General features: G+C 71.1%; 24 protein-coding genes. 12 read left to right on the top strand and 12 right to left on the bottom strand.

Annotation, left to right across the window (positions count from 1 at the left end):
• Nucleotides 1-93: 93 nt before the first annotated feature.
• Complete coding sequence (locus QRY02_RS24085; protein ID WP_285985123.1) at nucleotides 94-1059, bottom strand: quinone oxidoreductase family protein; 966 nt, start codon at nucleotides 1057-1059, stop codon at nucleotides 94-96.
• A 59-nt stretch (nucleotides 1060-1118) separates the two neighbouring features.
• Between QRY02_RS24085 and QRY02_RS24080 the strand changes: the two genes are divergently transcribed.
• The 3 genes from QRY02_RS24080 to QRY02_RS24070 are packed head-to-tail and all read left to right on the top strand — an operon-like array spanning nucleotide 1119 to nucleotide 2169.
• Complete coding sequence (locus QRY02_RS24080; protein ID WP_086843106.1) at nucleotides 1119-1319, top strand: hypothetical protein; 201 nt, start codon at nucleotides 1119-1121, stop codon at nucleotides 1317-1319.
• An 11-nt stretch (nucleotides 1320-1330) separates the two neighbouring features.
• On the top strand, nucleotides 1331-1804 hold the full coding sequence (locus QRY02_RS24075) for a guanyl-specific ribonuclease (protein ID WP_285985122.1): 474 nt from the start codon (nucleotides 1331-1333) through the stop codon (nucleotides 1802-1804).
• The gene (locus QRY02_RS24070; RefSeq protein ID WP_285985121.1) at nucleotides 1801-2169 is read left to right on the top strand and encodes a barstar family protein; all 369 of its coding nucleotides are present in this window, start codon (nucleotides 1801-1803) and stop codon (nucleotides 2167-2169) included. The genes QRY02_RS24075 and QRY02_RS24070 overlap by 4 nt, the downstream gene beginning before the upstream one ends.
• Here QRY02_RS24070 and QRY02_RS24065 read toward each other — a convergent pair.
• On the bottom strand, nucleotides 2144-3121 hold the full coding sequence (locus tag QRY02_RS24065; protein WP_285985120.1) for an Lrp/AsnC family transcriptional regulator: 978 nt from the start codon (nucleotides 3119-3121) through the stop codon (nucleotides 2144-2146). The genes QRY02_RS24070 and QRY02_RS24065 overlap by 26 nt on opposite strands.
• A gap of 104 nt (nucleotides 3122-3225) precedes the next feature.
• Here QRY02_RS24065 and QRY02_RS24060 point away from each other — a divergent pair, with 104 nt between their 5' ends.
• Nucleotides 3226-4545 (top strand): MFS transporter, encoded by a 1320-nt coding sequence (locus QRY02_RS24060; protein WP_285985119.1) that lies wholly within the window; start codon nucleotides 3226-3228, stop codon nucleotides 4543-4545.
• Here the strand turns inward: QRY02_RS24060 and QRY02_RS24055 are convergent.
• Both QRY02_RS24055 and QRY02_RS24050 read right to left on the bottom strand, forming a co-directional pair.
• Complete coding sequence (locus tag QRY02_RS24055; RefSeq protein WP_285985118.1) at nucleotides 4542-5315, bottom strand: enoyl-CoA hydratase family protein; 774 nt, start codon at nucleotides 5313-5315, stop codon at nucleotides 4542-4544. The two genes, QRY02_RS24060 and QRY02_RS24055, sit on opposite strands and share 4 nt — an antisense overlap.
• Before the next feature lie 85 nt (nucleotides 5316-5400).
• Nucleotides 5401-6030, bottom strand: a complete 630-nt coding sequence (locus QRY02_RS24050) for a cyclase (protein ID WP_285985117.1) — start codon at nucleotides 6028-6030, stop codon at nucleotides 5401-5403.
• 198 nt (nucleotides 6031-6228) lie between these two features.
• Between QRY02_RS24050 and QRY02_RS24045 the strand changes: the two genes are divergently transcribed.
• Nucleotides 6229-7545 (top strand): hypothetical protein, encoded by a 1317-nt coding sequence (locus QRY02_RS24045; RefSeq protein WP_285985116.1) that lies wholly within the window; start codon nucleotides 6229-6231, stop codon nucleotides 7543-7545.
• A 9-nt stretch (nucleotides 7546-7554) separates the two neighbouring features.
• On the opposite strand, the gene QRY02_RS24040 is transcribed toward QRY02_RS24045, so the two are convergent.
• The 7 genes from QRY02_RS24040 to QRY02_RS48680 form a co-directional block, all read right to left on the bottom strand.
• Complete coding sequence (locus tag QRY02_RS24040; protein WP_285985115.1) at nucleotides 7555-8292, bottom strand: sirohydrochlorin chelatase; 738 nt, start codon at nucleotides 8290-8292, stop codon at nucleotides 7555-7557.
• Nucleotides 8289-9551, bottom strand: a complete 1263-nt coding sequence (locus tag QRY02_RS24035; protein WP_285985114.1) for a sulfate adenylyltransferase subunit 1 — start codon at nucleotides 9549-9551, stop codon at nucleotides 8289-8291. Before QRY02_RS24035 ends, QRY02_RS24040 begins: the two co-directional genes overlap by 4 nt.
• Nucleotides 9551-10471, bottom strand: a complete 921-nt coding sequence (gene cysD / locus QRY02_RS24030) for a sulfate adenylyltransferase subunit CysD (protein ID WP_285985113.1) — start codon at nucleotides 10469-10471, stop codon at nucleotides 9551-9553. Before cysD ends, QRY02_RS24035 begins: the two co-directional genes overlap by 1 nt.
• Nucleotides 10472-10482: 11 nt before the next feature.
• Nucleotides 10483-11178, bottom strand: coding sequence for a phosphoadenylyl-sulfate reductase (locus QRY02_RS24025; protein WP_285985112.1), 696 nt, complete (start codon nucleotides 11176-11178; stop codon nucleotides 10483-10485).
• Nucleotides 11175-11330 (bottom strand): Insertion element protein, encoded by a 156-nt coding sequence (locus tag QRY02_RS24020; RefSeq protein ID WP_285985111.1) that lies wholly within the window; start codon nucleotides 11328-11330, stop codon nucleotides 11175-11177. The genes QRY02_RS24025 and QRY02_RS24020 overlap by 4 nt, the downstream gene beginning before the upstream one ends.
• Nucleotides 11327-13015 carry a nitrite/sulfite reductase gene (locus tag QRY02_RS24015; protein WP_285985110.1) on the bottom strand — a complete coding sequence of 563 codons (1689 nt, stop codon included), beginning with the start codon at nucleotides 13013-13015 and terminating at the stop codon, nucleotides 11327-11329. Before QRY02_RS24015 ends, QRY02_RS24020 begins: the two co-directional genes overlap by 4 nt.
• Nucleotides 13016-13121: 106 nt before the next feature.
• Nucleotides 13122-13256: a putative leader peptide gene (locus tag QRY02_RS48680; RefSeq protein WP_353067981.1), complete on the bottom strand. Its 135-nt coding sequence runs from the start codon at nucleotides 13254-13256 to the stop codon at nucleotides 13122-13124.
• Nucleotides 13257-13380: 124 nt separating this feature from the next.
• Here QRY02_RS48680 and QRY02_RS24010 point away from each other — a divergent pair, with 124 nt between their 5' ends.
• The 3 genes from QRY02_RS24010 to QRY02_RS24000 are packed head-to-tail and all read left to right on the top strand — an operon-like array spanning nucleotide 13381 to nucleotide 16057.
• Nucleotides 13381-13797: a VOC family protein gene (locus QRY02_RS24010; protein WP_285985109.1), complete on the top strand. Its 417-nt coding sequence runs from the start codon at nucleotides 13381-13383 to the stop codon at nucleotides 13795-13797.
• A 46-nt stretch (nucleotides 13798-13843) separates the two neighbouring features.
• Nucleotides 13844-15076: a radical SAM family heme chaperone HemW gene (gene hemW / locus QRY02_RS24005; RefSeq protein ID WP_502874121.1), complete on the top strand. Its 1233-nt coding sequence runs from the start codon at nucleotides 13844-13846 to the stop codon at nucleotides 15074-15076.
• 60 nt (nucleotides 15077-15136) lie between these two features.
• Nucleotides 15137-16057 carry an NADP-dependent oxidoreductase gene (locus tag QRY02_RS24000; protein ID WP_285985107.1) on the top strand — a complete coding sequence of 307 codons (921 nt, stop codon included), beginning with the start codon at nucleotides 15137-15139 and terminating at the stop codon, nucleotides 16055-16057.
• Here the strand turns inward: QRY02_RS24000 and QRY02_RS23995 are convergent.
• Nucleotides 16054-16758, bottom strand: coding sequence for a TetR/AcrR family transcriptional regulator (locus tag QRY02_RS23995; protein ID WP_285985106.1), 705 nt, complete (start codon nucleotides 16756-16758; stop codon nucleotides 16054-16056). The genes QRY02_RS24000 and QRY02_RS23995 overlap by 4 nt on opposite strands.
• A 78-nt stretch (nucleotides 16759-16836) precedes the next feature.
• Between QRY02_RS23995 and QRY02_RS23990 the strand changes: the two genes are divergently transcribed.
• From QRY02_RS23990 to QRY02_RS23975, 4 genes are all read left to right on the top strand, one after another.
• Nucleotides 16837-17250: an SgcJ/EcaC family oxidoreductase gene (locus QRY02_RS23990; RefSeq protein WP_285985105.1), complete on the top strand. Its 414-nt coding sequence runs from the start codon at nucleotides 16837-16839 to the stop codon at nucleotides 17248-17250.
• Nucleotides 17247-17579, top strand: coding sequence for a hypothetical protein (locus QRY02_RS23985; protein WP_285985104.1), 333 nt, complete (start codon nucleotides 17247-17249; stop codon nucleotides 17577-17579). Before QRY02_RS23990 ends, QRY02_RS23985 begins: the two co-directional genes overlap by 4 nt.
• Before the next feature lie 63 nt (nucleotides 17580-17642).
• Nucleotides 17643-18455, top strand: coding sequence for a siderophore-interacting protein (locus QRY02_RS23980; protein ID WP_285985103.1), 813 nt, complete (start codon nucleotides 17643-17645; stop codon nucleotides 18453-18455).
• A gap of 24 nt (nucleotides 18456-18479) precedes the next feature.
• Nucleotides 18480-19709 carry a serine hydrolase domain-containing protein gene (locus tag QRY02_RS23975; protein ID WP_285985102.1) on the top strand — a complete coding sequence of 410 codons (1230 nt, stop codon included), beginning with the start codon at nucleotides 18480-18482 and terminating at the stop codon, nucleotides 19707-19709.
• Nucleotides 19710-19789 lie beyond the last annotated feature (80 nt).

Below are 19789 nucleotides of genomic sequence, written 5' to 3'. Positions count from 1 at the left end.
CGGTGCTAACGACCAGGTCTCGAACTGAAGACGTCAAGAATTCACGAAATGTCGGGCTGGGTGGAGCAAGGGATCCGCCCAGCTCACGGCGGCCTAGCGGGTGAAGACGATCTTGCCGGCGGTGTCCCCGTCGAGCATCGCCTGGAAGCCCTTGGGTGCCTCGGCAAAAGAAAGTTCCGCGCCGATCTGCGGCCGGACGCCGGTCAGGTCGAGGTAGGCGAGCAGGTCCGCGAGCTCGTCGCGGGTGCCCATGGTCGAGCCGGCGACGCGCAGCTGGAGGAAGAAGACGCGCTGCAGCTCCGCGTGCGCGTCCGGGCCGCTGGTGGAGCCCGAGACCACGATGATCCCGCCCGGTTTGAGTGATTTGACCGAGTGTGACCAGGTCGCCTTGCCGACGGTCTCGAACACGGCGTCGACGCGCTCGGGCAGCCGCGCGCCGGACTCGAACGCCTGGTGTGCGCCGAGGCTGGTGGCGAGGGCGCGCTTCTCCTCGGTGCGGCCGGTGACCCAGACCCGGAACCCGGCCGCGCGGCCGAGCTGGACCAGCGCCGTCGAAACGCCGCCGGAGGCGCCCTGCACGAGCATCGTTTGCCCGGGCCGCAGCCCGGACTTCACGAAGAGCATCCGGTAGGCGGTGAGCCAGGCCGTGCCCATGGTGGCGGCTTCGGCGAAGCTGAGCGCCGCGGGCTTCGGGACGACGTTGCGGGCGGGCACGACGACCTGGTCGGCGAAGGTGCCCTGGTGCTTCTCGGTGAGCAGCGTGCGCTTCGGGTCGAGGGTGTCGTCGCCCTGCCAGCCCGGCGCGTTGATCACCGAGTGGATGACGACCTCGGAGCCGTCGTCCAGGGTGCCCGCGCCGTCGCAGCCGAGGATCATCGGGAACTGCTCCGGCTTGATCCCCACCCCGCGCAGGGTCCAGAGGTCGTGCATGTTGAGGCTGGCCGCCTTGACGCGCACGCGGACCCAGCCGTCCGGTACTTCGGGTTCGGGGCGCTCGCCGACGACGAGCGAGTCGAGCGGGCTGTCGGCGTTGGGTTCCTGCGCGTACACGGCGAACATGCCTCGCAACGTACCGCCCCTGAAGCGCAACGGCAGCAGAGCGCGCGTAGGCTCACACCGTGTTCAACGGGCTTGCCGACTGGTGGGACGGGGTCGAGCTGTGGCTCGCCCAGGCCTGGTTCCCGGTGCAGTTCGTGCTGGTCATGGTGGTCGTCGTGCCGCTGTGCCTGGCCGCGGCCTGGGTGCTCGACAAGGTCGTCGGACTCTTCGCCCGCCGGCTGGCTCCGGGGCGTGACGACGACTCCGACGGGTCGGCATAGGCTCGCGCACCATGTTCAACCGAAGGCGGATCACCGCCGCGCTGATCGGGCTCCTCGTGCTGGTGCTGGGGGGCTGGCTGGTCAAGGACAACCTCGGCGACAGCTCGCCGTCGCCCGCGCCGAGTACGTCGGCGAGCGGGTCCGCGAAGAGCAGCACGCCGGCCAAGGGCGGCGCCGCTGTGCCGGGCGCGGACTCCGGGCTGCCGGTGAAGGCGCTTTCCACGCTGCCGCCGCAGGCGTCGGACACGTGGAAGCTGATCGAGGCCGGCGGCCCCTACCCCTACCCGCGCAACGACGACGTCGTGTTCGAGAACCGTGAGAAGCGCTTGCCTGGTAAGAAATCCGGTTACTACCACGAATACACGGTGAAGACCCCGGGCAGTGCCGACCGCGGCGCCCGGCGGCTGATCACCGGGCAGGCGCACGAGCTGTACTACACCGGCGACCACTACGCGTCGTTCGTGGTCGTGGACCCGGCCCGATGAGCGCCGACGAGCAGGCGAAGGCCGCCGCGGAAGAGGCGTTCGCCCGGGGCGCGTACCCGCACCTGGTGAACTCGCGGCCGACCGTCGACAAGGCCGGCACGCTGACCGCCTTCGCCGAAGCACTGTCCTTTCCGGACCACTTCGGGCACAACCTCGACGCGCTCTACGACTGCCTGACCGACCTGTCGTGGCTGCCACCGGGGGAGCACGTGCTGATCTGGCCGGGCTCGGACGCGTTGCGCAAGGCCGAACCCAAGACGTACCTGGCCATCCGCAGCGTGCTTTCGGACGCCCAGCGCGCACTCGGCCCGAGCGGCCGCAGCGCCGGTTCGTGGCGGCTCACGGTCGTGCTGCCGGACGCCTGAGCGGCGTCCCCGCGCGTTTGACCGTGCGGATCACCGGCGCGCTTTCCAGGGTCTGCACGCCGCGGATCCCGGCAACGCGGTCGGTGAGGTAGCGGTAGAGGTCGCGGCCGTCGCGGCAGTTCACCATGGCCGTGAGGTTCGTCGTGCCGGTGGTGGCGACGGCGAACGACGTCTCGGGGTGGCTCGCCAGCGCCGCGCCCGCCTCGGCGAGGTGCGCGGGGGAGACGGTCAGCCACAACCGCGTCTCGGACCGGAACCCGAGCCGGGCCGGGGACACGTCGAGGTGGTAGGTCAGCGTGCCGTGCCGCCGCAGCAGGTCCATCCGGCGCCGCACGGCCGAGTCGGACCAGCCCGTGGCCGCGGCCAGCGCGGTGTAGCTCGCCCGGCCGTCGTGGGCCAGCGCGTCGAGGAGCGGCTGGTCCTCGGGAGCCGGCGGGAGACCGGGGCCGCTGGGCTCCGGCGGGCGCAGGCGCTCGATCTGCCCGGGGGACAGGCAGTGCAGTCCGCTCCAGCCGTCCGGGAGCGCGAACGTGTGCAGCAGTTCGTGCGCGGAGACGGCGGTCACCCGGTTGGCGCGCGGCAGCTTGTGCAGCAGGAGGTCGTCGCGCCCCGCCGTGTCCGGGGCGTGGACGGTGCAGGAGATCTCGGTGCCGCCGGAGAGCAGGTGCACCCACGACACGTCGGGCCGGTCGGCGAGCGCGGCCGCGACGGCGGCTCCGGCGTCGGGGGTCGTGCGCAGGCGGAGGGTCCACGTCGTGTAGCCGGCTTCGCCGCCGCTGACCGCGCCGGTGATCTTGAGGACGCCGGCGGTCCGGAGCCGCTGGTAGCGCCGGGCGACGGTGTTCTCCGAGACGCCGAGCACCGGGCCGAGCGCGCGCATCGGCACGCGGCCATCGATCTGCAGGGCGTGGAGCAGGCCCCGGTCGACGTCGTCGAGCGTGACGGTTTCCATGTCTCCAGCGTATTCGATGACGGTATCCGGCAGACTAATCGACTTTTCTGGTGGTGATCGGCGCTTCTCACGCACTCTTCGGGGCACACACGAAGGGAGTTTCGATGCGCAAGTGGTGGCCGTTGACCGTCGTCTGTGCGGGGTCGTTCCTGTTCCTGCTGGACACGACCGTCGTGACGGTGGCGCTGCCCCGGATCGGCGCCGATCTGTCGGCGTCGGTCGGGCAGCTGCAGTGGGTACCGGACGTCTACACGCTCGTTCTGGCGGTGCTCATGCTGGCGACGGGTTCGCTCGCCGACCGCTTCGGCCTGCGGCGGACGTTTCTCGCCGGGCTGGCCGTGTTCGGCACGGCGTCCCTGGCCTGCGCCCTGGCACCGGACATCGGGACGCTGATCGCGGCCCGCGGGGTGCAGGCCGTCGGTGGTTCGGCGTTGGCCGTGACCGGGTTCGCCCTCCTGACGAAAACGTACGAAGGACGTGAACGGGGCACCGCGATCAGCGTCTTCTTCGCGGTCAGCGGGCTCGGCGCGGCGGTGGGCCCGCTCGCCGGCGGCGTGCTGACCGAGTACTTCGGCTGGGGAGCGGTGTTCTTCGTCAACGTTCCGCTCGCGTTGCTGACCGGGCTGTTCGCGATGCGGGCGCTGCCGCCGGACGCTCCGGCTCGCCGCAGCCGGTTCGACCTGGCGGGTGCGGTGTGGTTCGCGATCTTCGCCGCGAGCCTGGTGCACGGGCTGACCCTGGGTGGTTCCGGACGCTGGACCTCGCCGGTCACCGTGGGGGCGTTGGCGATCTCGGTGGTCGCGTTCACCGGGTTCGTCGTGGTGGAACGGCGCCGGGCGGACCCGATGCTGGAACTGGGGTTGTTCCGCGACGGCGGGTTCACGACGTTGATCGCGTGTGCGGCGGCTTCGACGCTGACTTTCGCCGCGCTGGTCTACGTTTCGCTGTGGCTGCAGGCGGGGCCGGCACCGGGTCCGATCGAGGCCGGGCTCGCGCTGGCGCCGCTGGCGGTGGCGTCGTTCCTGACTTCGACCCTGCTCGGGAAGGTCCTGCACCGGTTCCCGCCGCGGGTGCTGCTGGGCGCGGGTGTGCTGCTGGGGGCCTTCGGTTGCGGGCTGCAGCTGGGACAGCAGTCGGTGACCGGCATCGCGCTGGGGCTCGCGGTGACCGGGATCGGTGTCGGGATTTCGGGGCCCGCCATGGGATCCGCGATCGCGGCGGCGGCACCGCCGGGGCGAGCGGGGATGGCGGCGGGGATCATGACGACGACCCGGCAGTTCGGGCAGACACTCGGGGTCGCCGTGCTCGGGATCGCTTACCAGGCCGGAGGTTTGACGCCGGTGTACGTCGTCGCCGCGCTGGCCGGTGGGGTGACGGGCCTGCTCGCGCTGGTTCCGCGCAAGCAGGCCCGCGTCCCGGCTTAGTCCTGCGGGACCCAGTTCGGCTTGCGTTTCTGGGCGAAGGCCAGGATGCCCTCCTGGCCTTCCTCACCGGCGAAGAACTTCGCCGACAGCCCGAGCATCTCGTCGAAGCCGTCCGAGGGGGTGGCCGGGCGGGGACGGCTCAGCAGCGCCTTCGTCTCGGCCAGCGCCTTCGGGCCGCCCGCCGCCAGTGCCTTGACGTACCGCGCGACCTCGGCGTCCAGTTCGTCCGCCGGGACCGCCGAGTTCAGGAGGCCGATCTCGACCGCGCGGCGCGCGTCGAACGTGTCGCCGGTCAGGAACAGCTCGTGGGCCGCTCGGGGGTTGAGGCGCGGCAGGACCGTCAGGGAGATGATCGCCGGGACCACGCCGATGCGGACCTCGGAGAAGGCGAACGTCGCTTCCGGTACCGCCACGGCGATGTCGCACGCCGCCACCATGCCGATGCCGCCGGCGCGGGCGGGGCCGGCCAGGCGGGCGACCACCGGCTTCGGGCTGGTCCACAGCTGGTCGAGGATCTTCGGGAACTCGTTCACGCCCTGGTCGCCCACGCCGGCGCCGCGGGCCTCCTTGAGGTCCATCCCCGCGCAGAAGACCGGCCCGGTGTGGGTCAGCACGATCACCCGCACGGCGTCGTCCGCGGCCGCCGCGGCCAGCGCGCCCGAGAGCTTGCGGCGCAGCTGAGCCGACAGCGCGTTGCGGTTGTGCGGGGAGTCCAGGGTGATCGTGGCGGTGCCGCCCACCACGTCGTAGTGCACCAGTTCGTCAGCCATGCCCGACACCCTTGCACATCCGCCGCGCGCGGCCGGTGTTACGCGGGCCACCCCGCGGGCGGGAAGCCGCGGGGTGGCCCGGCGCTCAGCCGATGGTCGTCGTGGTGAAGACCGGGCTCGGGTCGGGGAAGCAGGCCGTCGGTGCGGTGAGGTCGCCGATGATCGTGCTCGCCACCGCCTTGAACGTCAGGCCCGGGTCGCGGTAGCTGGTCCCGCCCAGCTTCGTCTGGATGGTGCCCGACTGGCCCGCGGTCAGGTGCGCGGTGACGGTGGGCAGTTCGAACGTGGCACCCCCGGCGATCGGGCCGGGGAAGCTCAGCGTGGCGACGCCGTTCGCGACGGAGATGGCCGGCGGGGTCGAGCCGAGGCCGGAGCCGCCCGTCAGGTCCGCGCCGACGTACGACGAGTTGGCCGGGATCGGGATCTTGAGCGCGAAGGTGTTGATGTTCTTGACCTTGTTCCCGCTCACCTCGCCCGGCACGGTGTTCGGCGCGGGATCGATGACGACGTCGAACGCACCACCGGGCGCGACCGTGGCGGGCGCGGTGACGTCCGCGTCCTGGTTCAGCGCCACCTTCTGCGGCCCGACGATGGGGGCGTCGGCCTGGCAGTCGAAGGTGACGCTGGTGGCCGCCGACGCCGGAGCGGCGAGGGCGATCGGCAGCACCGCGGCCGCGGTCAGCGCGGCGAGCCGGGAGAAGTGAAGAGCTTTCATCTGTATCCACCTGCCTGCGGTCTCACGAGGGGAAGGAAGAAAGCTGCGCAGCCGTTCAGATAGTTACCGGCAAGTTAAGTAGCGCGTCAAGGATTCACCGTTCCCATGCGCGCAGGGTCACGGAAATGTGAATGCGACTCACCTTTTGGCGGTGGCGCTGCCGTCCCGGGTACGCAGGGTGGTCGATAAGCTCCGGACATGGTCGCGACTCGCCGCCAGGCTGCTGTGCGCGGCCTGGCCTCGAATCCCGCTACTCCCGACGACCTCGCGATCCGGCTGATCCAGGATCCCGGACTGGTCTACGCCGTGGTCCGGACGAGGCCGCGGGTTAGTGAGCGCTTCGTGGACGCGGTACTCAAACTGGGTGCCGACGGCGCCCGGTGGCTGGGGGGCAACGAGTCGACGCCACAGGGCATCCTGCTTCGGCTGTCCGAACATCCTTCGGCCGAGGTGCACGCGTCCACGGCCGACCGGATCATCGATGAGGGCGTGCTCATCCGGCTCGCCGCCGACCCGGCGTCCGAGGTGCGCAAGACGCTGGCCGAGCGCTGGCACAACCCGCCGCCGGAGGTGTTGCGCGCGTGGCTGACCGACGAAGACGGCGACATCCGTTACGCCGCACTGCACTGGTCTGCCGTCCCGCCGCCACCCGATCTGCTCGACGCGCTCCTCGCCGACCCGGTGACGAGCGCGGACGCGCTGAGGCACGCCGACCTCACGCCAGAGCTGATCACCCGGTTCTCCGAGTCGGATGACGCGGAGGAGAACCTCCGCTTGGCCAACCACCCAGCTCTGCCGTCCGGGACGGTTCGATCGCTCGCCGCGGCCGAGAACGAGATGTTCATGGTCGGTCTGCTGCTGAACCAGGTCACCCCGGACGACGTCCGGGCCGCTCTGCTCGCCAAAGTGCCCGCACTGCACCCCATCCGCGAGTGGACGGTGGACTACTTCCTGTCCAACCTGTCGCGGAACGTCAGGGAGGTGCAGTGGCTGCGCGAGATGCCGCTCGCCGGGCGCCTGGAGTACCTCGACTCCCCGTACGAATTCTTCCGGACGGTCGTGGCGGGCAGCCGGGAGCTTCCACAGTGGGCGCTCGACCGCCTGATGACCGACGAGTCGACGATGGTCCGCCGCGTCACCGCGGCTGACCACGATTCCGTGTCCGGCGCCGCACTCGAAGAGCTGTTTCTCTCGCACGGCGAGAGCCGGGCGTTCGGGCGGTTGCTGACCGAGCATCCCTGTTTTCCCCGGGACGCCTTCCTCCGGTTCGCGCACAGCGGCGACTCGGGCCTGCGCGCCATTGCTTGCTCCTGCCCCGATCTTCCGGCGCCGCTCGTCGCCGAGATCGCCACGGATCCCGTGGCCGGCACGCGAGAAGCAGCCGCCCGCCACCCGAACGTGCCCTTCCCCACGGTCCGGCGGCTGCTGGCCGATGAGGACCCGGGCGTCGTCTCCGCGGCAGCCTCGTCACCCGCGCTGCCCGTGGCCGACATGTACGCGATCTTCGACGCCTAGCGCCGCGAGCTACGCGTACTGGCGGAGCAGTTCGCTGACCGCGGACGCGTACCGGCTGACCACCACGTCGGCGACGCGCGGGTCGTCGGCCAGCGGCTCCGCGATGAACGCCTTCGGATCCGCCTCGCGGGCCAGCGCGGCGATCCGGTCCGGGAGCAGGCCTGGCGCCAGGAACCACGACGCGACGACCAGGTGCCGCGTGCCCCGCGAACGCAACGAAGCCGCCGCCGCGGGGATGTCCGGCTGGGTGGCGGACGCGAACGCCTCGCTCACCGGGACCCCCAGCCGCTCTTCCCAGCGGGAAGCGAGCGAGGCGACGACGGCGTTCGCGGAAGCGTTCGACGAGCCGACCGCGCTGACGATCACACCCGTGTCGCGGCGGTGGGGCGCGGACGCCAGCCGGTCCAGGGCGACCGCCTCCAACGCGGGGTCGGCGCCGAGCACGTCGGACGTCCGCACGACGAAGCCCGGGCAGGACGCCCTCACCGAGTCGATCAGCGCCGGCAGGTCGACGCGGGCGTGGAACGCGCTGCCCAGCAGCAGCGGGACCACGACCGCCGTCCGGTGGCCGTCGGCGTACAACGACCGCAGCACGTCCGTGACGAGCGGCGCCGACAGGTCCAGAAAGGACTCGTGCACCGAAAGGCCCGGTGCCTGGGCGCGCACGACGTCGACGAGCGCCCGCACGGTCGCCGCCGAACGGGGATCACGGCTGCCGTGCGCGACGGCGACCAGGGGTGGCGTCACGAGAAGCGCTCACCCACCAGCCCCGCGGCCAGCGTGTCGCCGTCCTTCGGGTCGATCACCAGGAACGCGCCGGTGCGCGGGCTGACGCCGTAGTCGTCGACGCCCAGCTCCTCGGCCAGTCGCAGGGAGACGCGGCCGATGTCGTTGAGCTCCAACGAGGGCGGAGAGTCCACACTGGACAGTGTCTGCTCGTCGAACCGGGCGTGCAACTCGTCCACCAGCGCCTGCACTGTGCGCGTGCCGTGCTTGACGAGCACGCGCGCGCCCGGCTTGAGTGGCTTGGACGACAGCCAGCACAGCGTGCCGGCGATCTCGTCGGTGACGCGCGGCGGCGCGTCCGCGGCGGCGATCAGGTCGCCGCGGGAGATGTCGATGTCGTCGGTGAGCAGCAGCGTCACCGACGTCCCCGCGCCGGCTTCCTCGAGCGGGCCGTCCGCGGTGTCGATGCGCTCGACGCGGCTGCGGATGCCCTGCGGCAGCACGACGATCTCGTCACCGGGGCGGACCGTGCCCGCGGCGATCTGGCCCGCGTAGCCGCGGTAGTCCGGGTACTCCGGCGTGCGCGGCCGGATCACGTACTGCACCGGGAACCGCAGGGCCTGGTCATGCGGATCGGGCGCGACCGGCACCTCCTCCAAGTGCTCCAGCAGGCTGGGGCCGGAGTACCACGGCGTCCGGTCCGAGCGGGTCGCGACGTTGTCGCCCTCCAGCGCCGACACCGGGATCGCCAGCACGGACCCCCGCGGGTAGCCCAGCGACAGGGCGTGCGCGGCGAACTCCTCGGCGATCACCGTGAACGTCGCTTCGTCGTAGCCGACCAGGTCGATCTTGTTCACCGCCAGCACCAGCTGCGGCACGCCGAGCAGGGCCAGCACGGCCGCGTGCCGCCGGGTCTGCTCGATCACGCCCTTGCGCGCGTCGACGAGCAGCACGGCCAGCTGCGCGGTGGACGCGCCGGTCACCGTGTTGCGCGTGTACTGCACGTGCCCCGGCGTGTCGGCCAGCACGAACGACCGCTTGGGCGTCGCGAAGTAGCGGTAGGCGACGTCGATGGTGATGCCCTGCTCACGCTCCGAGCGCAGGCCGTCCACCAGCAGCGAGAGGTCCGGTGTGGACAGTCCCTTGTCGACGGACGCGCGGGTGACCGCGTCGAGCTGGTCGGCGAGCACCGACTTCGTGTCGTACAGCAGCCGGCCGACCAGGGTCGACTTGCCGTCGTCGACGCTCCCGGCGGTGGCCAGGCGCAGCAGCGAACTCATCAGAAGTACCCCTCACGCTTGCGGTCTTCCATGGCCGCCTCGGACATCCGGTCGTCGGCCCTGGTCGCGCCGCGCTCGGTCAGCCGCGAGGCCGACACCTCGGCGATGACCTCTTCGACGGTGGCCGCGGTGGATTCGATCGCGCCGGTGCACGAGCCGTCGCCGACGGTCCGGTAGCGGACGGTCAGCTCCCGGACCTCTTCGCCCGGCCGCGGACCGCCCCACGGACCCTCGGCCAGCAGCATCCCGTCGCGCAGGTACACCTCGCGCTGGTGCGCGTAGTAGATCGACGGCAGTTCGACCTTCTCGCGGGCGATGTAGTTCCAGACGTCGGCCTCGGTCCAGTTGGACAGCGGGAAGACGCGGACCTGCTCGCCCGGGCGGTGCCTGCCGTTGTAGAGGTTCCACAGCTCGGGCCGCTGCCGCCGCGGTTCCCACTGGCCGAAGGAGTTGCGGAGGCTGAAGATCCGCTCCTTGGCCCGGGCCCGCTCCTCGTCGCGGCGGCCGCCGCCGAAGACGGCGTCGAACTTGTTCTCGGCGATCGTGTCGAGCAGCGGCGTGGTCTGCAGCGGGTTGCGCATCCCGTCGGCGCGCTCTTCGAGGCGCCCGTCGTCGATCCAGTCCTGCACCTTCGCGACGACCAGGCGCAGCCCGTGCTGCTCGACGACGCGGTCGCGGAACTCGATGACCTCGTCGAAGTTGTGCCCGGTGTCCACGTGCAGCAGCGGGAACGGCACCGGCGCCGGCCAGAACGCCTTGATCGCCAGGTGCAGCAGCAGCGTCGAGTCCTTGCCGCCGGAGAAGAGGATCACCGGCCGGTCGAACTCGCCCGCCACCTCGCGGAAGATGTGGATGGCCTCGGATTCCAAAGCCGCCAAGTTGTCCTGTGCCGCATCGGTCGCGGGCTCCAAGGTCGTCATGCGTCCCTTCCTCAGCCGTGCAGTCCGCACTCGGTCTTGCTCTGCCCGGCCCACCGGCCGCTGCGCGGGTCCTGGCCCGGCTCCACGCGAGCCGTGCAGGGCGCGCAGCCGATCGAGAGGTAACCGATCGAGACCAGCGGGTTCTCCAGGATCCCGTGCTCGGCGATGTAGGCCTTGAACTCGTCGTCGGTCCACGGCGCGATCGGGTTGACCTTCACCAGGCCGTTGCGGTCGTCCCAGGTGACGATCGGGGTGTTCGCGCGGGTCGGCGCGTCCACGCGGCGGACGCCGGTGACCCACGCCGAGTAGTTCGCCAAGGTCTTGCGCAGCGGCACGACCTTGCGCAGGTTGCAGCACAGCGTCGGGTCGCGGTCGTGCAGCTTCGCGCCGTGTTCGGCGTCCTGCTCGGCGACGCTCTGCTCGGCCTGGGCGTTGACGATCTTCACGCCCGGGTAGACCGCTTCGACCGCGTCGCGGGTGCCGATCGTTTCCGGGAAGTGGTAGCCGGTCTCGAGGAACAGGACGTCCACTTCGGGCTTGACCTTGGTGGCCAGGTCGATCAGCACGGCGTCCTGCATGTTGGACGCGACGATGAAGTCGTCGCCGAACGTGTCGGCGGTCCAGCGCAGCGCTTCTTCCGCCGTGGCGTCGGCGAGTTCCTTCGACGCGCGCTCGGCGAGGGTCTTGTAGTCGGCAGTGGCGGTCATCGGGACACCTCCGGGAGGGACAGGCCGAGGAACTTGACCGAGAAAACCCGGCGACAAGCGGAACACAGCCAGCCGCCGTTCTCTTCCGGCCGCAAGTCCTCGTCGCCGCAGTAGGGGCAGTAGAACGGAGCCGCACGCTCGGTGGAGGTCACTGCAGGGCGCTTTCCTCGGCGCGCGCCGCCCACTGCGGGAACCGTTCGCCCGGTTCGCGCCCGGCGACGTAGTTGCGCACGACCCGCTCGACGTACCCGGTCAGCTCGCCCGAAGTCACCTTGTGCCCGCGCAGCTTGCGGCCGAACCCGGCGTCGAGGCCGAGCCCGCCGCCGAGGTGCACCTGGAAGCCTTCGACCTGGTTGCCGTCGGCGTCGGTGACGATCTGGCCCTTGAGGCCGATGTCCGCGGTCTGGATCCGCGCGCAGGAGTTGGGACAGCCGTTGAGGTGCACGGTCACCGGCGTTTCGAGGCCGTCCTGGATGTCGGCGAGGGACTTCTCGAGGTCCGAGACGAGCTGCTGCGCGCGGGCTTTCGTCTCGACGATGGCGAGCTTGCAGAACTCCAGCCCGGTGCAGGCCATCACCCCGCGCCGCCACGGCGACGGCTTCGTCTCCAGTCCCAGCTCGGCCAGCTCGGCGGCGAGGGTGGCGACCTGGGCCTCGGGGACGTCGAGCACGACGACCTTCTGCTGCGGGGTGAGCCGTACGCGGCCGGAGCCGGCCCGCTCGGCGGCCTTGGCGACGGCGACGAGCGTGCCGCCGCTGGAGCGGCCGGCGATCGGCGCGGCGCCGACGTAGAACTTGCCGTCGACCTGCGGGTGCACGCCGACGTGGTCGATCGGGACGGCCGGGTCCACCGGCGGCGGGCCGTCGAGCAGCTCGCGCTTCAGGTACTCGTCCTGCAGCACCTGCCGGAACTTCTCCGCGCCCCAGTCCTTGACCAGGAACTTGAGCCGGGCCCGCGAACGCAGCCGGCGGTAGCCGTAGTCGCGGAAGATCGAAATGACGCCTTCCCAGACGTCCGGGACCTCGTCCAGGGGCACCCAGGCGCCGAGGCGCTGCCCGAGCATCGGGTTGGTCGACAGGCCGCCGCCGACCCAGACGTCGAAGCCGGGCCCGTGTTCGGGGTGGTCCACGCCGACGAAGGCCACGTCGTGGATCTCGTGGGCGACGTCGGGCTGGCCGGAGATCGCGGTCTTGAACTTGCGGGGCAGGTTGGCGAACTCCGGCTTGCCGATGTAGCGGCGCTTGATCTCGTCCAGCGCGGGCGTGCCGTCGATCACCTCGTCCGCCGAGATGCCGGCGACCGGCGAGCCGAGCATGACGCGCGGGCTGTCGCCGCACGCCTCCATCGTGGTCATGCCGGCGTTCTCGAGCTTGGCCCAGATCGCCGGGACGTCCTCGATCCGGATCCAGTGGTACTGGATGTTCTGCCGGTCGGTGATGTCGGCGGTGTCGCGCGCGTACGCCTGCGAGATCTCGCCGAGCACGGTGAGCTGCCCGGTCGTCAGCGCGCCGCCGTCGATCCGGACCCGCAGCATGAAGTAGCGGTCGTCGAGCTCTTCGGGCTCCAGCGCCGCGGTGCGGCCGCCGTCGATCCCCGGCTTGCGCTGGGTGTAGAGGCCGAACCAGCGGAACCGGCCGCGCAGGTCACCCGGGTCGATCGCGTCGAACCCGCGGTGGGCGTAGATGTTTTCGATGCGCGCCCGCACGTTGAGCGGGTGGTCGTCCTTCTTGGACCGCTCGTTCGGGTTCAGCGGCTCCCGGTAACCGAGCGCCCACTGCCCTTCGCCGCGCTTCTGCTTGGCGCGCGCGGGGCGGGCTGGGGTTTGGGGCGTGGCCATGGCGGCGTCCTCCGAAAGGCGGTTCGTGGCGGCGGAGGCCCGCCGGCTCGCGGGTTTCCTCCGGCACCGGCTGTCCAGGTTCGTGGCAGGTGGTGGCGCTCGGGAGTCAGCGAACGGGTACGCAGAGGGCGCTGGCGACCCGCAGGAGGTCGACGTGGCGGCGGGCCACGAGCAGAACACCGGCATGAGTCACGGCGTCAGCGTGCCACGCGTCCACAATGTGGTCCAGGCCTGCCCGCATGGTGGGAGAAGGGTCACTTACCTGCGGAAATCGTGTCAACCGTCCAGAGCGTACCCACTTGCGCGGACTGAACCACTACATGTAGAGTACTTCAAGTAAAGTGTTTTGAAGAGAGGAACTGGGGATGCAGGTCAAGGGTTTCGGTGCGGGCTACCTGGTCGACGACATCGCGGCGACCACCCGCTTCTACGCGGACGTCGTCGGCCTGCCGGTCACCGTCGAGCTCGACTGGTTCGCCAGCGTCAACGCCGGCGCCCCGGGGTACGAGATCAGCTTCGTGCAGCGCGGGCACGAGACCGTGCCGCCGGGCTACCGCACGCAGGAGACGGCCGGGCTGATGTTCGGGCTCGTCGTCGAAGACGCGCACGCCGAGGCGAAGCGGCTGCAGGAGGCGGGTGTCGAGCTGGTGACGCCGGTGGTGGACGAGGTCTACGGGCAGCGGCACTTCTACGTCGCCGACCCGAACGACGTGCTGCTCGACGTCATCGAGCTGATCCCGGTCGACCCGGACTGGGCGGCGGCCAACCTTCCGGCGTCGTAACGGGTGTTAACCCGATCGGCCTCCCGGCGCGACCGAGCGTGGCGGGGTGGACAATCCGGGGGTGCCTCAGCTGCGTCCCGACCCCGCCACACCGATCGATCCGGCGTTGCCGGAAAGCGCGCTGAAGGGGCTCGGCAGCAGAGCCTTCGGGGTGTACGTGCACGTCCCGTTCTGCGCCACGCGCTGCGGGTACTGCGACTTCAACACCTACACCGCGGGTGAGCTCGACTCCGGGGTGTCGCCGCAGTCCTGGCTCGAAGGGCTGCGCCGCGAGCTGGAGCTCGCCGCGCGCGTGCTCGTCGTGCCGCCCGCCGCGGACACCGTGTTCGTCGGCGGCGGCACGCCGTCGCTGCTCGGCGCGGACGGCCTGCGTTCGGTGCTCGACGCCGTCCGGGACGTCTTCGGCCTGGCGCCCGGGGCCGAGGTGACGACGGAGTCGAACCCGGAATCGACGTCACCGGAGTTCTTCGCCGGGATCCGCGAAGCGGGCTACACGCGGATCTCGCTGGGCATGCAGTCGGCCGCGTCGCACGTGCTGAAGATCCTCGACCGCGTGCACACCCCGGGGCGTCCGGGCAAGGCCGCCGCCGAAGCGCGCGCGGCCGGGTTCGAGCACGTGAACCTCGACGTGATCTACGGCACGCCGGGGGAGCGCGCCGACGACCTGCGCGCGACGCTCGACGCCGTGCTGGCCGCCGGCGTCGACCACGTCTCGGCGTACGCGCTGATCGTCGAGGAGGGCACGGCGCTGGCCCGCCGCGTCCGCCGCGGCGAGCTGCCCGCGCCGGACGACGACGTGCTGGCGGCGGACTACGAGATGATCGACGCCACGCTGTCGTCGGCGGGCCTGCGCTGGTACGAGGTGTCGAACTGGGCGGCCTCCGACGCGGCCCGCTGCCGCCACAACCTCGGCTACTGGCGGGGTGACGACTGGTGGGGCGCCGGTCCGGGGGCGCACAGCCACGTCGGCGGGGTGCGCTGGTGGAACGTCAAGCACCCGGCCCGCTACGCCGCCCTGCTCGCCGGCGGCGACTCGCCCGCGGGTGGGCGCGAGGTGCTCACCGACGACGACCAGCACCTCGAGCGGATCATGCTCGAACTGCGCGTCGCCGAAGGGCTGCCGCTCGACGTGCTCGACGAGCCGGGGCTGGCCGAGGCGCGGGCGGCCGCGGCCGAGGGGCTGCTCGATCCGTCCGCATTGGACTCGCGGGGCCGCGCGGTGCTCACCGACCGCGGCCGGCTGCTGGCCGACGGGGTGGTGCGCCGCCTCGCCGGTTAGGGATTAAAACCGGGGACCGTGTCGTTACTTGTATTCAGCAACGACTTTCGAGGAGGCCCCATGGCGCGCGCGATCAGGTTCGACGAGTACGGCGACGTTGAGGTCCTCCGGGTCGAGGACGTCCCGCGCCCGGTCCCGGGACCCGGTCAGGTGCTCGTCGAGGTGCGTGCCGCCGGGATCAACCCGGGCGAGGCCGCCATCCGGCGGGGCCTCCTGCACTCGCGTTACCCGGCGACCTTCCCGTCGGGACAGGGCAGCGACTTCGCGGGGGTGGTCGCTTCGCTCGGTGAGGACGTGCCGGACATCGCCGTCGGCGACGAGGTGATCGGGTTCGTCGACACGCGGTCGAGCCACGCCGAGTTCGTCGTGGCGGAGGCCGCGAACCTCACGCCGCGGCCCGAAGGCGTCCCGTGGGAGGTCGCCGGCTCGCTGTTCGTCGCCGGCACCACCGCGTACGCCGCGGTGGGCGCGGTGTGCCCGCGGGAAGGGGAGACGGTCGTCGTCTCGGGGGCGGCGGGCGGCGTGGGCTCGCTCGCGGTGCAGTTGGCGAAGCTGGCTGGCGCCACGGTGATCGGCCTCGCCGGCGAGGCGAACCACGACTGGCTGCGCGAGCTCGGCGTCATCCCGGTTTCCCACGGCGAAGGCGTGCTCGAGCGGATCCGCGAAGCCGCGCCTTCCGGCGTGCACGCGTTCGTGGACACCTTCGGTTCGGGGTACGTGGAACTGGCGCTGCACCTGGGGATCCACCCGGGGCGGATCGACACGATCATCGACTTCGCGGCGGCGGAGAAGTACAACGTGAAAACCGACGCCAACGCGGCCGGGGCGTCGGCCGACGTGCTGCGCGAGCTGGGCCTCCTGCTGGACAAGGGGCTGCTGACGCTGCCGATCGCCCGCGTCTACCCGCTGGACGAGGTCCGGGACGCCTACCGCGAGCTGGAGCGGCGGCACACGCGCGGCAAGATCGTGCTGCGGCCCTAGTTCTTCGCCGCGAGGACCTTGAGGCCGGCGAGGTGGGTGTCGAGCGCGAACTCGAGGCGTTCCGCCGCCGTCTCCGCGGAGAAGAACTCGCCGATGTGCAGCATGTTGGGGAACGACTCGGCGGGCAGTGACCGCATGTACGCCACCATCTGCTTGCCGCGTTCGCCGGCTTCGGCCTGGTCGATCTCGCCCCAGGTCCAGCTGCTCGCTTCGTAGGCGTACGCCTTCGCGTAGAGGGAGAGGGCGTCGCCCGCGAAGGTCGCCTGCTTGAGGGTCAACCCGCCCGCGCGAAGCAGGGCGAGCATCGCCTCGCCCTGCTTCAGCGAGTGGGGCGTGACCGGCACGGCGATGTCCCACGCGATGCGCGCGATGCCGCGGTGCGCGGCCATCACCCGGATCTGGTCGCGGACGAGGTCTTTGACCTGCTCGTCCCAGCGCGCCGGGTCCGGCTCGGGGACGTGCACGTCGGCCAGCACGGCGTCGAGCATCAGCTCCGCCAGTTCGTCCTTGTTCGAGACGTGCGCGTAGAGCGACGCCGGCCCGGTCTCCAGTTCCTGGGCGATCCGCCGCATGGTGACCGCGTCGAACCCCTCGTCGTCCAGGACGATCAAGGCCGCTCGGACGATCGAGGCCTGGGAGAGGACGGGTTTCGCGGCGCGGCGGCGGGGAGCGCTGCGCCACGGCGGCGGGGGAAGGGTCACCCGAACACTGTACTTGACGCGAACACTGTTCGAGAGTAGAACGGTGTTTGTAAGACGAACAGCGTTCGAGGGGATCTGATGACTGCTACTGCCGAAGCCGATGTCCGTGGGGTGCTGGGCCGGCTCGCCGACGCGTGGAACTCGGGGGATGCCGCCGCGTACGGGCGGCTCTTCACCGAAGACGCGGATTACGTGACGTTTTTCGGGGCGAACTTCCCGGGTCGGGAGGCGATCGAGAGTTCGCACCGGGCCTTGTTCGAGGGGCCTTTGCGGGGGTCGAAGCTCACCGGGTCGCTGGGCGGAGCGGCGAAGGTGCGGTTCGTCCGGCCGGACGTCGCCGTGGCCGTCGTCGGCGGCGGCTCGTCGCTGAGTGGGGCGGAGGTCGCCGACGAAGGGCGCGAGTCGACCGTTTCCTTCGTGCTCGTCCGGGAAGGAGGCGAATGGCTGATCACCGCGTTCCAGAACACGCGGGTTTCGGATCCGCGCGGGTGAAAACGCTTGCGGAGGCGTCCGGAGTGGTCGCGCGGCCACCCGCGGAGGTATTCGAACGGCTGCGGCGGAAGCTGCGTGGCGGCTACTCGATGCGGATGGAGGTCGACCGGGAGCGGGGGTTCGTGGCGGTGCAGGGCGGCTGGTGGTACCGCGGGGAGTACCGCGTCACGGCGGATCCGGCGGGAACGCGCGTCGAGCACCGGGTGGTCAACGCGGCTTCACGGGGGCGGTGGGGCGTGCCGTTGGCAAACCGGTTCTTCGTGGGGTTCCGGGCGAAGGTCGCCGCCGGGTTCGTGGGATTGCTCGACGAGCTGGGTACACCTGAGTAGCCGCGTGCCAGTTCCGGCGCGTAGGCTGAGTTAGGTAAGCCTTAGCGATGGTTGGAGTGGCCGATGGCTGAAGCACCCCGGCGGTCCGGGCGTCCCGCGACGCGGTTGCGGGTGCTGCGGACCGAGCGGCTGACCCCGCACATGATCCGGATCGTCGCGGGCGGGGAGGGCATCGCGGACTTCACGCCGAACGAGTTCACCGACGCGTACGTAAAGGTGCTGTTCAAGGTGCCCGGCGTCGAGTACCCGGAGCCGTTCGACGTCCAGGAGTGCCGGGCGAACATGCCGCGCGAGCACTGGCCGCGGCAGCGCTCCTACACCGTCCGCGGGTTCGACCCGCAGGCCGGCGAGCTGGTCCTCGACTTCGTCCACCACGGCGACGAGGGCATCGCGGGCCCGTGGGCGGCGTCGGCCCAGCCGGGCGACGAGCTGCTGGTGCTGGGCCCGGGCGGCGCGTACGCGCCCGGCTCCGAGGCGGACTGGCACTTGTTGGCCGGGGACGAAAGCGCGTTGCCGGCCATCGCGTCGTCGCTCGAAGCGTTGCCCGCCGGCGTCCCGGCGCACGCGGTGATCCTCGTCGAGAACGCGGACGAGGAGCAGCCGCTGGTCACGAAGGCGGACGCGCAGATCACCTGGCTGCACCGGGCGTCGGGCGGCGACGTCGCCGCCGCGGTGCGCGAGCTGCCGTGGCGCGAGGGCATCGTCCAGGCGTTCGTCCACGGCGAGGCGGGGTTCGTGCGCGAGCTGCGGCGGTACCTGCTCGACGAGCGCGGGGTACGGCGCGAGCTGCTGTCGATCTCGGGCTACTGGCGCTACGGGAAGAACGACGAAGCGTGGCGCGAGGAGAAGGCAGCCGAGCGGGCGCGGGAAAAGTAGCAAGCCGGCCAGTAGCCTCGCCGCATGGCGGACTTCGAAGTGGACGTCGACCCGGCCGAGGCCGGCTTCGACGCGGCACGGCTTTCCCGGATCGATGCGCATTTCGACCGGTACGTCGAGGATGGCCGGTTGCCGGGCTGGCTCGCGGTGGTGAGCAGGCGCGGGCGGATCGTTCACCTGGGCCGCGGCGGGCACCGGGACGTTGAAGCCGGGTCGCCGGTGGAGACGGACACGCTGTGGCGGATCTTCTCGATGACCAAGCCGATCACCTCGGTCGCGGCGATGATGCTCGCCGAAGAGGGCCTGCTGGAGCTGGACGACCCCATCTCGCGCTGGTTGCCGGAGTTCGCTTCGCCGCGCGTGTACGTCAAGGGGTCGGCGCTGGCGCCGTTGACCGAGCCCGCCACTTCGCCGATCCGCGTCTGGCACCTGCTGACCCACACGGCGGGCCTGACGTACGGCTTCCACCACGGTCACCCGGTGGACGCGATCTACCGCGCAGCGGGCTTCGAGTGGGGCACTCCGCCGGGCCTTGATCTGGCGGCGTGTACTTCGCAGTGGGCGTCACTGCCGCTGTTGTTCCAGCCGGGCACGGAATGGAACTACTCGATCGCGACGGACGTCCTCGGACGGCTCGTCGAGGTGGTTTCGGGGCAGCCCTTGGACGAGTTCTTCGCGTCGCGGATCTTCGCGCCGCTGGGCATGACGGACACGGGTTTCGTGGCATCGTCGCCGTCGCGCTTGGCGGCGATGTACGTGCGCGACCCGTCATCGGGACGAGCGACCCGCAACGACGCCTTCGGCCGCCTGGGCACGGCCCGCCCGGACTGCCTTTCCGGCGGCGGCGGCCTGGTCTCCTCGGCGGCGGACTACTGGCGTTTCACGGAGATGCTCCGTCGCGGAGGCGACCTGGACGGCGTCAGGTTGCTGTCCCCGCGAACGGTGTCCCTGATGGCGAGCAACCACCTGCCGGGCCGGGTGGACCTGGAGGCGTTCGGCCGCCCCCTGTTCGCGGAGATGCCCTTCGACGGCCACGGGTTCGGCCTCGGCTTCTCGGTACTGGAGGACCCGGTGAAGGCCCGAACATTGTCATCAGCGGGCGAGTTCGCCTGGGGCGGCGCGGCTTCGACGGCCTTCTGGGTGGATCCGGACAAGGACCTGACGGTGGGCTTCTACACGCAGCTGCTGCCGTCGAGCACGTATCGCCTGCGGCCGCAGTTGCGGCAGCTGGTCTACCAAGCGCTGGTGGACTGAGCGGCAGCCTTTACCTGGCCGCCGGCGTACCACTTCGGGAAGCCGGCCGGCTGTGGAGGCCGGCTTCCCGAAGTGGCGAT

It is taken from the genome of Amycolatopsis sp. DG1A-15b, from assembly GCF_030285645.1.
In the GTDB taxonomy this organism is placed as follows: Bacteria; Actinomycetota; Actinomycetes; order Mycobacteriales; family Pseudonocardiaceae; genus Amycolatopsis.
The sequence above is the reverse complement of the archived record's forward strand: the minus strand, read 5'-3'. Positions and strand labels throughout refer to the sequence as shown.